Annotated in this window: 9 protein-coding genes and 1 pseudogene; 8 read left to right on the top strand and 2 right to left on the bottom strand. The window is 48.7% G+C overall.

Annotated features, from left to right (window positions below; all coding sequences use genetic code 11):
* Positions 1-128 precede the first annotated feature (128 nt).
* The 5 genes and pseudogenes from OXN25_11000 (at position 129) to OXN25_10980 (ending at position 5,642) form a co-directional block, all read left to right on the top strand.
* The gene (locus OXN25_11000) at positions 129-392 is read left to right on the top strand and encodes a hypothetical protein (protein ID MDE0425387.1); all 264 of its coding nucleotides are present in this window, start codon (positions 129-131) and stop codon (positions 390-392) included.
* A gap of 143 nt (positions 393-535) precedes the next feature.
* Positions 536-1,861 (top strand): sugar ABC transporter substrate-binding protein, encoded by a 1,326-nt coding sequence (locus OXN25_10995; GenBank protein ID MDE0425386.1) that lies wholly within the window; start codon positions 536-538, stop codon positions 1,859-1,861.
* Between the two features lie 136 nt (positions 1,862-1,997).
* Complete coding sequence (locus tag OXN25_10990; GenBank protein ID MDE0425385.1) at positions 1,998-2,912, top strand: sugar ABC transporter permease; 915 nt, start codon at positions 1,998-2,000, stop codon at positions 2,910-2,912.
* A gap of 595 nt (positions 2,913-3,507) precedes the next feature.
* Positions 3,508-4,137 (top strand): annotated as a pseudogene (locus tag OXN25_10985) (carbohydrate ABC transporter permease).
* Positions 4,138-4,235: 98 nt separating this feature from the next.
* Complete coding sequence (locus OXN25_10980) at positions 4,236-5,642, top strand: HEAT repeat domain-containing protein (GenBank protein ID MDE0425384.1); 1,407 nt, start codon at positions 4,236-4,238, stop codon at positions 5,640-5,642.
* 134 nt (positions 5,643-5,776) lie between these two features.
* Here the strand turns inward: OXN25_10980 and OXN25_10975 are convergent, their stop codons facing one another.
* Positions 5,777-6,310, bottom strand: coding sequence for a phosphatase PAP2 family protein (locus tag OXN25_10975; GenBank protein MDE0425383.1), 534 nt, complete (start codon positions 6,308-6,310; stop codon positions 5,777-5,779).
* A gap of 83 nt (positions 6,311-6,393) precedes the next feature.
* A complete protein-coding gene (locus OXN25_10970) occupies positions 6,394-7,122 on the bottom strand; it encodes a polysaccharide deacetylase family protein (GenBank protein MDE0425382.1) in 729 nt (242 codons plus the stop codon).
* A gap of 400 nt (positions 7,123-7,522) precedes the next feature.
* On the opposite strand from OXN25_10970, the gene OXN25_10965 reads away from it, so the two are divergent.
* The 3 genes from OXN25_10965 to OXN25_10955 all read left to right on the top strand — a co-directional run bounded on the left by OXN25_10965 (position 7,523) and on the right by OXN25_10955 (position 11,260).
* A complete protein-coding gene (locus OXN25_10965; protein MDE0425381.1) occupies positions 7,523-8,515 on the top strand; it encodes an aldo/keto reductase in 993 nt (330 codons plus the stop codon).
* A 157-nt stretch (positions 8,516-8,672) separates the two neighbouring features.
* The gene (locus tag OXN25_10960; protein MDE0425380.1) at positions 8,673-10,337 is read left to right on the top strand and encodes a CRTAC1 family protein; all 1,665 of its coding nucleotides are present in this window, start codon (positions 8,673-8,675) and stop codon (positions 10,335-10,337) included.
* Positions 10,334-11,260 (top strand): tetratricopeptide repeat protein, encoded by a 927-nt coding sequence (locus OXN25_10955; protein MDE0425379.1) that lies wholly within the window; start codon positions 10,334-10,336, stop codon positions 11,258-11,260. Before OXN25_10960 ends, OXN25_10955 begins: the two co-directional genes overlap by 4 nt.
* Positions 11,261-11,350 lie beyond the last annotated feature (90 nt).

Raw genomic sequence — 11,350 nt, 5'->3', positions numbered from 1 at the left:
CTACCAAAACCTAACAAAAATGTCAATAACTTACACAATGTAAACACTACCTACCCATCGTAACGCACACAGAAATATGGGATACCCATACACAGCAGCGGGCAATTATCGAGTGTCCGGTTAAAACGATGAACATAGATGAAAAAGCAGACATCTACCAAGTCGATACAGGAATTGTGCTATTTCCAGATCTGTCAAAGCGATACGATCCACAGATTGAGACCTTCAGCCTCGCCTATGTTGCTTTCAACGCACCGCACTTCGCTGACTTCGTTATCGAACGCCCCACTGCCATCATTGAAAATGGCGTGGAAGTTACCCAAGTTTACCACTACTCCGAAATTCGGAGTTTAGCAGCAAAAAATACCGTGTTCTGTATCGGTGAGCTTTGACAAACCTTCCCAACTGCAAACAATTTTTCTTGCAAAAATTGTGAACTCCATTTATAATACCGCCATAAAGCACCGAATCGCATATCAGATTTTAATAGGTGCTAATAACAACTCGCACGATTTTTATACGGAGGAGAAAAAACATGAAAAGTGTTCGCATAAGTTTTGTCTTAGTGCTAATACTCGCACTGGCGTTCGTGAGTGCTCCGAAAGCGGACAACCACCAATCCCAATCCTTAACTATTGTCTGGGCAGAATGGGATCCCGCGAATTATCTACAGGAACTCTCGAAAGACTTTACCGCCGAAACGGGTATTGCTGTCGATGTTGTCCAGATTCCGTGGCCGAACTTCCAAGATAAAGTTTTCACGGCTTTTGTCGGGAAAAGCGATCTGTACGACATTGTTATTGGAGATAGCCAATGGCTCGGTAGAAACTCTCAAGGTCAAAACTACATCAACCTCACTGATTGGATTAATGAAAACATTGATGTAGATGCTATCTACGGACCCGCGATGACAGCGTTTGCCGAATATCCGAAAGGCAGTGGGACGTACTGGGCACTGCCCGCAGAAGTTGATGCCGCTGGCTACGTCTATCGCAAAGACCTATTTGAAGACCCGAAGGAGATGTCGGCGTTCCAAGAGAAGTACGGCTATGCACTCGCACCCCCAACAACTTATGACCAACTTCGTGATATTGCCGAATTCTTTACGCGTCCAGACCAAGACCTCTACGGCCTCGCAACTTGGTATAGCAAAGAATATGACGGTATTACCATGGGGTTCCAACAGGTCCTATGGAGTTTTGGTGGTTCTTATGGCGATGCTGAAAACTACAAGGTTGATGGATATATCAACACGGAAGATGCCGCGAAAGCACTTGAATTCTACACCGACCTGCTCCAGTTCGCACCGCCTGATGCGCCGAACTACTACTGGGCAGAGACACTGAATGCCTACACCGCTGGGAAAGTCGCTATGGCGATGAATTATTTCGCTTTCTTCCCAGGTGTCGTGAACCCTGAAACGAATCCTATTTCCCACGACAAGAGCGGTTTCTTTGTAGCACCGGCGGGACCGAAGGGACACTATATCAGCATCGGTGGACAAGGTATGTCCGTTTCTTCCTACTCCAAAAACAAGGACCTTGCCAAGCAGTACATGAAGTGGTTTATGCAGAAACCCGTCCAAGAGAAGTGGGCAATGCTCGGCGGTTTCACACCCCACAAAGAGGTGTTGCAGTCCGATACATTTAAAACGGCGACCCCTTTTAACGAGGCTTTCGCTGCGAGTTTCCCTTACCTTCGTGATTTCTGGGCTGTGCCGGAATATGCAGAACTTTTGGAGGTCTGCCAGACCAACTGGAGCGAAGCCATCTCCAAAATCAAGTCTGCGAAAGAGGCACTCGATACCATCGCAAGGAAGCATGAGGAAATCTTTGAGGACGCAGGGTATTACGACGAGTAAAGCTTAGGGTTGGAAGGTTGGAAGAGACTGGCATGGAAGAATGGAAGAATGGGTACCCAGCCTTCCAACCAAGTCGTTCCAGTCTTCCCTCCAAATCCTTCCATTCTAAAGCACTTTCACAAGTTTCGTTAGAAATATGCAAACTACCCCTCCCAACACAACGTCCCGTGGGATGAGCGATTACCAATTGAAGATGGCATTTATTATGCCTACGATGGTTTTGCTCATCTTGATGAACATCTTTCCGCTGCTGTGGTCGTTGTACTTGAGTTTCCACCGTTATAAAGCCTCCATGCCCGCAGCACCGAGATTTATCGGTGTCCGTAATTATTCGCGTCTCCTTGCTGATCCAGAAATCTGGGGCTACTTTCAAACTACGGCTTACTTCGTGATTCTCGCAGTCGCGGCACAATTCTTTATCGGATTCGGATTAGCGCTGCTACTGAACCGAGATTTCCGATATAAAGGTTTCGTTACAACGCTCCTCCTCCTTCCAATGATGCTCTCCCCTGTGGTAGTCGGACTCTTTTGGCGGTTCATCCTCTCTTCGGATAACGCCGGTCTGTTGAACTTTTTTCTCAGTCCGTTCCTAAAATCACCTATCGGTTGGACGACCAATCCAAAGGTGGCGATGTTAGCCGTTGTGATTGTAGACACGTGGATGTGGTCTCCATTTATGATGCTAATTGCTTTAGCCGGATTGAGTGCCGTTCCGAAATACCTCTACGAAGCCGCAGATGTCGATAGAGCCTCCGCATGGTTCAAGTTTCGATGGATCACGCTGCCTCTGGTCTCTCCACTTCTGCTGATTGCCTTGCTCTTTAGAACTATGGATGCGTTTAAGATGTTCGATATCGTTTATGTGCTGACGCGTGAGGGGGGACCCGGCACTGCTACCGAAACTGTATCAATGAATCTCTATAAACTCGCCTTTCGGAACTATAACACCGGTAAGGCGTGCGCGATGGCGTATATCTTACTCATTATTATCGTCGCGCTGAGCAACATTTACGTAAAATACCTGAATCGCGTCAAGGGAGAAGAGGCATAAGAACATCATGCGGCATCGGAAAAGTTTTGCCCACTACCTCATATTAGCACTTGTCGCTGTGGCTGTGGTTGTCTATATCGCCCCGATTTATTGGATTTTGGCGACATCGCTGAAGGGATTGGCGGACATCACCACGAAACTCCCGAAGTTTATCTTTGAAATATCGTTGGAGAACTATCAAAAGTTAATGCCTTCAGCGGGAGTGCCGGGTGTAACGTATATCTTCTTAGCCGAGGTGCTTATCGGGTTGCTCCTTTTCGGCTTCTTTTCCCTTTTTAAGGGAACATTGCCCCGTGCCTTGTCGCTCCGAAATCTCGGTTTATTGTGGAACGCTGTTTTTGTTCTCACCTGTCTCTATAGTTTTCTGAGTCTGCCGCAATTACAGACGCGTCTCCAAACCGATGCCCGTTTCAACTTTCTGCTACTGATTGTTTGCACAGTTATCGCCTATCTCCTGATGGCACCGTTCAAGAAAACAGGCGGTATTGCCTTCCAGATCGCGAAAAAACAGCGACTTACTTTTGTCTTACCGAGCGTTTTTGGAACCATTGCAATTTGTGTCGCATTGGCGAACGGTGGATCCAAATATTTCTACCAGTTGCTGAATAGTATTATCATCGGTGGCGGTAGCACGATCCTTGCTGTCGGACTCGGAACGCTTGCGGCGTATGCGTTCTCCCGATTTGATGTGGCTGGAAAGGACGATCTCCTCTTTTTTATTCTTAGCACACGGATGCTCCCACCTGTTGTCGTTGTCATCCCCATCTATCTCATGTATAGCGCGCTCGGGCTGCGGGATACACATTTTGGACTGATTCTGCTCTATACCACCTTTAATGTTTCGTTCGCGGTGTGGCTCATGAAAGGCTTCATTGACGAGATTCCAAAGGAATATGAGGATGCTGCGCTCGTGGACGGTTACTCCCGTTTTCAGACCTTCTTGAAAGTCATCTTACCGCAATCCGTCACAGGCATTGCGGCAACTGCCGTCTTCTGTCTCATCACAGCGTGGAACGAGTTCGCGTTTGCTTTGGTCCTCACAGAGGTCGGGGGTAGAGCCGTGACCGCGCCGCCTTCTATTACAAGCGCGACGGGTTCCAGCGGCATGGATTGGGGCAAAATCGCTGCTGGGACGTTTGTATTTCTTTTACCCGTTGCTGTTTTCACGTTCCTGATGCGAAACCATCTGCTCCGCGGCGTTACATTCGGGGCAGTAAAAAAATAAGGATTTTTATGTGCTAAATAATGGAAGAGCTTTGTAAGCCCGAATTTTGCTGTAACTGATAGCCGATAGCCAATAGGCAATAAATGGAGGAAGTTAAAATGAACAAGCCTACGCTCCAACTCACCGATCAGGAGATGCGGGATTTCATCATCAACGGCTACGTCAAGATAAAGACCGACTTTCCACCGAGTTTCCATGAGAATATCCGCCAACAACTCGACACAATGTTTGAAGAGACTGGAAATTTGGGAAATAATGTGCTGCCACTCATCCCTGAAATTCAAGAAGTCTTTGACCATCCTCTCGTTCACGGGGCAATGCAAGGCGTACTCGGTGAAAACTATGTGATGCACTCACACCGGTACTGCCATTTCAACCAACAGGGGAGTGAGGGTCAGAATTTCCATAAGGATAGCTACGAAGGCGACGAACAGATCCGTCGCCACCGGTGTCGCTGGACGATGGCGTTCTATTATCCACAGGATGTCACCGAAGATATGGGACCTACCGCTGTCCTACCCGGTTCCCAATATTATGAGACGGGTGAAAGCGCGCACCAGCAGCCTGAACTCGCACTCACGGGTGAGGCGGGAACGGTAACCATCGTTCACTACGATTTATGGCACCGCGCAATGCCAAATAGCAGCGACAAGCGGCGGTATATGTTGAAGTTCCTCTTTATCCGGCTCGATGAGCCGCAAGCACCTGTGTGGAAAAGCGAAACTGCAGACTGGGGTGTTCTCGGCAACGGTGAAGATCCCGAACATCCAGAATTGTGGGAATCGTTATGGGACTGGTATAACGGGAAACAGAACGGCACGACCAACGGGGTTTCGCACACTGAGGTGGATACCCTCATTGGAAATTTGGATAGCGGCAATGAGAGAGGGAGGCTTAATGCAGCTTATCGCTTGGGACGGGTTGGTGCCGCTGCCGTGCCTGCCTTGAAACAAGCCTTATACAGTCCGTCTGATGCGATCCGTGAATATGCTGGATACGCTTTGAGCCTCATCGGCGCACCCGCGATCCCAACCCTCATTGATGCCATACAAGCAGCGGATGATTCCGTCCGGGCGAGTGCCACGTTTGCCTTGGCGGACATGGGAAAAGTGGCAGCGGAAGCGATACCTGTCCTAACACGCGCCGCACAAGATCCTAACGCATGGGTCCGACGACACGCTACTGAGGGATTCGGAATCATCGGACAACAGGTGTCTCAGGATGTAGATTTATCCGAGGTTATCCAAGTCTTAACGGCAGGGTTGCGTGATGACTATCATTGGGTTCGCGATAACGCCGCTCGCGCTTTAGCGAAATTAGGCACAGTTGCCGAACCCGCTATTCCTGCCCTCGTTGCACAGCTGGAAGATGAAAATCGGTATGTCCGTTTTCACGCCGCAATGGCACTCAAGCAGATTAAGACCCCGGCGGCACAAGAAGCCCTCTTCAATCATCTATTCGCTTCGCGTTGGTGTGCTTTGACAACAAATGGAACACCTTATTAGCGCTGTTTTGTAGCATAACCTGTTAGGTTGTGCATTCCAAAGGGCTATGTTTGGCCAAGTATTTCCATCTCACAGAATGCCGGACGGTCAAAATTGCGTAAGTCCTGAATACAATTTTTCAAACACTTTCTCGTCTACATTATAAACCACATACCTATCTGTGCGGTAAGGATACCGAGGAGCGCGCCTGCGAGTACATCCGTCGGATAATGTACACCGAGATATACGCGCGCAACACCCACGGAGGCTCCCCAACAAAGCGTCGGGATTTGTAGTGCCGGAAAGGTATTCGATAACAACGTCATCATCAAGAAAGCAGACGCAGTATGTCCTGATGGAAAACTAAACTGATCGGGCGGGCGAACCCGAAAGTGGACATCCATGATCCGCTTGTATGGTCGATCGCGTTTCATTGACTGTTTCAGGAAGTGATAGAGGAGTCTCTCAAGTGGAAATGCGAGGATCGCTGATAGAAGAAGGGGTTTGCTGGTCCCCGCGCCGAACGTCAAATGTACATAAAGCGCAACAAACGGGTACAGACATCCGTTCGCACTCCAAGAGATAATACGAAATGAACAATTTAGGATTCTTTTATCGCCCCAACCAAAGATACGGTGAAACAGTAAGGTATCCCATCGAGTTAGACTATTTGTAAATTCTCTAAGCATAGTGTACAAAGTTAGCAGGCACTGGCATAGCACAAACCTGCTCTATCTTTTCTCTCCGTGTGTCTTGGTCTGAATATATTGGATTAAAAGTTCACATAATTACCGAGGTCCCGGAGTGCGATGACATTATAGTCATTTTCCGCGAGATGCGCCATATACACTTCAAATTGCGCTGGTGTCGTGTGAACCCATGGATGCTCAAGATCCGGGACACCGTGGAACGTGAGAACCGCTATATTCCCATCTTTTGCTTGTGCAAGTGCCCACTCGAAATCGTCAAAGTTCCAATGTGGACCCGAAGCACCTGTCGTCGGGATGAGGAGTCGATGATGCACCGTTGGGTTATATGCAGGTCCGCGTCCGCCTTCACCGTCGTAAGGGAACTCTGGGGCAACACCCCGTCGGGCAAAATGAAAGCCGTGTTCCGCAAGCACTTCAACAGCGGCTTCGCCGTGGCTATAACCGGGATAACAGAACGTCGTGGGTTTCGGAATACCGGACGCTGCACAACGTACATCAATATGCGATAAATCCCCACGGAGTTCCGCCGCTGATTGTTGGGTCACATTCCGGTGGTGGCGTGTATGATTGCCAATCTCGAAACCCGCATCGTGCAATCCACGCACCTCTTCCCACGTCATGTAGGCTTCTTTATTTCTCAGGAAGTTTAGACCTTCGGTAATGTAAAAGGTGGCACCAAAGTCGTAGGCACTCAGAAGCGGACCTACAAAAGTCGCCTGCGATTTACATCCGTCGTCAAATGTCAGGACAACGAGTTTATCAGGGATCTCTTTCGGTGAAGCGTTTTCCATACTATTAAATGTGTAAAGATAAAAAAACAAGTGTTGTCAAACCCTAATGCCCGAAGAGTTTTGACCACTTGTTCGCAAGTCCATTCCAAGTGCAACTCAGATTATTTTAGTAAAAATGAATGCGATACTACTCATTAGAATTATTATAATCCCTAACACCTATTTAAATCAAGGAAAATCATCATTACTGACGACTGACAGTGCGGGGAATGCCATTAAGGCATTCATACCCCGGTGAAGCCTACACGGGCTTCATACCGTTGATTACATGCCCATAAGGAAACCTGAATACCATTGATTCTGATTCGCGTAGCGGAACGTCCTGACCGCTTGTTCTATAGAAAAAACATTTGACAAAAATTCTGAAATGCATTAGGATATAAACACGGAGGTGATGACTATGATTGATCGACGTGGATTTCTAAAATCGATGGCAGGTTTGACAACAGGCATTCTCCTGTCATCAGCGTGTGCAGAAGGGGACGAAGCAAATATTGCCAGCGACCGTTTAGGCACCCTCCTGCCAACACGGAGACTCGGACGCACCGGCGAAGCGGTAACCATGCTTGCCCTTGGCGGATGGCATATCGGAGAGATGTCTGAAGCGGAGGCACAGAAAACAATTGACATCGCACTTGAAGGCGGCGTCCGGTTCTTTGATAGCGCAGAATCTTATCAACGCGGTGGCAGTGAGAGCCGTCTCGGGAAACTATTAGTGCCAAAATATAGAGATGATGTGTTTCTGATGACGAAAACGACGGCAATTACTGCTGATGGTGCTTGGAGACATCTCGAAGGTTCACTCTCACGTTTGAACACCGAACAGCTCGATCTCTGGCAGGTGCATTCGATCAGGAACCCCGCAGACGTAGATGAGCGAATTGATAACAGCATCCTTGATGTTATGCTCGAGGCGAAAGAGACAGGGAAAACGCGCTATATCGGATTCACTGGGCATTCGAGCCCTGCAGCCCATGAACGTATGCTTGAACGTACCGATATTTTCGATGCATGTCAATTGTCAATGAACCTTGTTGATATGAACTACGAGAGTTTCATTGAAAGAGTCGTCCCGACGCTCGTTGAACGCAATATCGGTGTCATTGGGATGAAGGCACTCGCGAACGGTGGATTTTTCGGTGGGTCGCGGCACGGTAAACACGGCTCAAATCCGAAAGTCGTCCCTGATAAAGTCAGCGTTTCCGAAGCGATTCGGTTTGTCTGGTCTCTACCGGTGAGCACACTTGTTACTGGTCCTGACAATGCCGAGCAGATGCAAGAGAAAATTGACATCGCCAAAAAGTTCACAGGCATGGAAGATGATGAGAGGCAAGCGTTGATAGACAAGGTCGAAGATATGGCTGGCACAACGGTTGAATTTTACAAAGCCTAATGTTCTGTCAACTTTCAAATGATGGGAAACCCCAGTTCGTAGTAGTGCGATTTATCGCACGTCAGAAACGGGCAATGAATTGCCCTACTACGAACGACCTGTCAGTTTAGATGTGACAGACTACTAACGTCTGCCGGCACACTACGAAGAATACCTCATGCCGACCTTTCTGCGCTTGTGCGTTTTAATCTGTCTATGTATTCCTGCGGAAGCCGATGTCCGATTTACGGATGTCACCGAACTGTCTGGTGTCGAATTTCGGCACGCCACAGGGGCAACCGGTGAACGGTATATGCCTGAAACGATGGGTGCTGGATGTGCCTTTTTCGACTACGATACTGATGGTCATTTAGACATTCTCCTCGCAAATGGAACACCTTGGGAACTCGCGGGAACGACATACACCCCGCGGCTTTATCGCAACATAGGCAGCGGACGGTTCGTCGATGTTACTGAAGCAGCGAAACTGAACGTCCCCATGTATGGGATGGGCATAACGGTGGCGGATTACGACAACGATGCCGATCCGGATGTCTACTTCACCAACGTCGGTGAAAATCGACTCTTCCGCAATAACGGAGACCGAACTTTTACGGATGTCACTGGATTCGCAGCGGTCGCGGATCCAAACTGGTCGACAAGTGCCGCTTTCTTTGATGCCGATAACGATGGGTGGCTCGACCTGTTTGTTTGCAACTACGTTGAATGGACCCCTGAGACGGATCTGCCGTGTACAGTGATTTCTACGACTGACAACAAGCGACACCGTACCTATTGCACGCCGACTGTCTATACTGGGCAGTCCGCTCGGTTTTATCGCAACCGAGGGGATGGCACCTTCACAGACCTCACTGTGCAAGCTGGACTCTACAATCCGATAGGAAAATCGCTCGGTGTTACCCTGTTGGATTATAACCGGGACGGATGGATTGATCTCGCTGTCGCCAACGATACTGAACCCAATTTTCTCTATCGGAACAACGGGGATGGCACATTTACCGATGAAGCCCTCGTTATGGGTATTGCCTTCAGTGAGACAGGGAGAGCACGGGGTGGTATGGGCATTGATGCAGCGGATGTCTATAACAACGGCGGCACCGCAATCGCCATCGGCAATTTTAGCAACGAAAAGAGTGCCTTCTTTTACGCGGAATCAGGCGACCCCTATTTCACGGATAACGCTAACCGTGTCCAGATTGCCGATCTAAGTTACCGGTCCCTGACGTTTGGGGTTTTGTTTTTTGATTGCAACTTAGATGGCGTGCTCGATCTGTTTTGTGTGAATGGACACATTGAACCGGAGGTGCTTCGTTATCAGCAGCATACCCCTTATGCACAACTCCCTTCCCTCTTTCAAAATCAGAAGGATGGGACGTTTCGAGATATTACAAAGCACGCTGGACTCGTTCGCGAGGGGGTCGGACGCGGGTGTGCCTACGGCGATTACGATAACGATGGCGATCTGGATCTCCTTGTAAGCAATAACGGTGTTAAAACTGAATATGCTGGGGCATGGCTTCTGCGAAACGATACCGAACCGTTGTCTAATTATCTCCGAGTGAAAACTGTGGGTGTCCGTAGCAATCGAGATGGTATTGGTACACAGGTCCGAGTAACGTCGGGAGATAGTCTCCAATACCAGATGGTTCGCACGGGTAGTAGTTATTGCTCACAAAGCGAGACGATATTGACTTTCGGATTAGGGGAGACTGAGACAGTCGCGCAACTCGAAATTCAGTGGCCCTCTGGTGAAGTAGACCGGTACGTAGCACTCAAAGCCAATCAAACGATAGAGGCGATTGAGGGAGCATCCAAAAAATGAGACTCAGTCTATATGGATTAGGACTTACGCACGCCACTGGTAGGTGCGGTTTCCAACCGCACCGGATTTCTCCGATAGGAAGTGCCTTCATCATATCAAGATGGCGTTCTGACGTAATTTTGCGTAAGTCCTATGGATGTATCTTTCTGATAGTTTTAGTACTCATCGGTGGATGTCAAAGTAACGAGAACACATCCATCGGTAAAAAGAAACCGGCATCCACAACAGTTGCTAAGTCAACAGTTTCACCCTCCGCACAGGACTACAACAACAGCGGGACTGCTTATCAACGCGCTGGGAGACTCCCCGAAGCGGCCTCGGCTTATCAACGCGCGATTGAGATGAAGCCGACGTTGGTTGAGGCACACCATAATTTAGGCACTGTCTATGTGATGCAAGGGAGACTCGCTGAAGCGATTATCGCATACAAGCGTGTGATTCAGTTGAGACCGGATATGGCGGAGGCTTATATCGACTTAGGTAGAGCCTATGGATTCGCAGGACAGCTCGACGAAGCGATTGCTGAATACGAGAAAGCATTGACGCGAGATGCAACCCTACCGCATGCCCACTATGGCATCGGGGTCGCATACAGACATAAAGGTGTCCTCTCGGAAGCGATCTTTGCCCTTGAAAAAGCGATTGGACTCAAACCGGATTTTCCAGAAGCACTGATGCAGCTCGGCTACGTTTATCGAGAAACAGAACGTTTCACAGAAGCATTGGAAGCCTTTACGACAATTACGCATATCTATCCTATGAGTGCCAAGGCATATCACGAAATTGGGGTCTGCCATACAAAACAGAACGCATACCCTAAAGCCATTAAGGCTTTTGAGAGAGCCTTACAACTCAATCCAGATGCGGTCGAGACGCGGAACCTATTACGGGTTGCCCACGCGCGGGTCGCACGTCAAAAATAACATCGTATTAGCCTATGTTGTAGTAGGGCAATTTATTGCCCATCATTGATTTGGAACGTGCGATGAATCGCACTACTACGAACGGGTCTC

It is taken from the genome of Candidatus Poribacteria bacterium, from assembly GCA_028820845.1.
GTDB lineage: Bacteria > Poribacteria > WGA-4E > WGA-4E > WGA-3G > WGA-3G.
The sequence above is the reverse complement of the archived record's forward strand: the minus strand, read 5'-3'. Positions and strand labels throughout refer to the sequence as shown.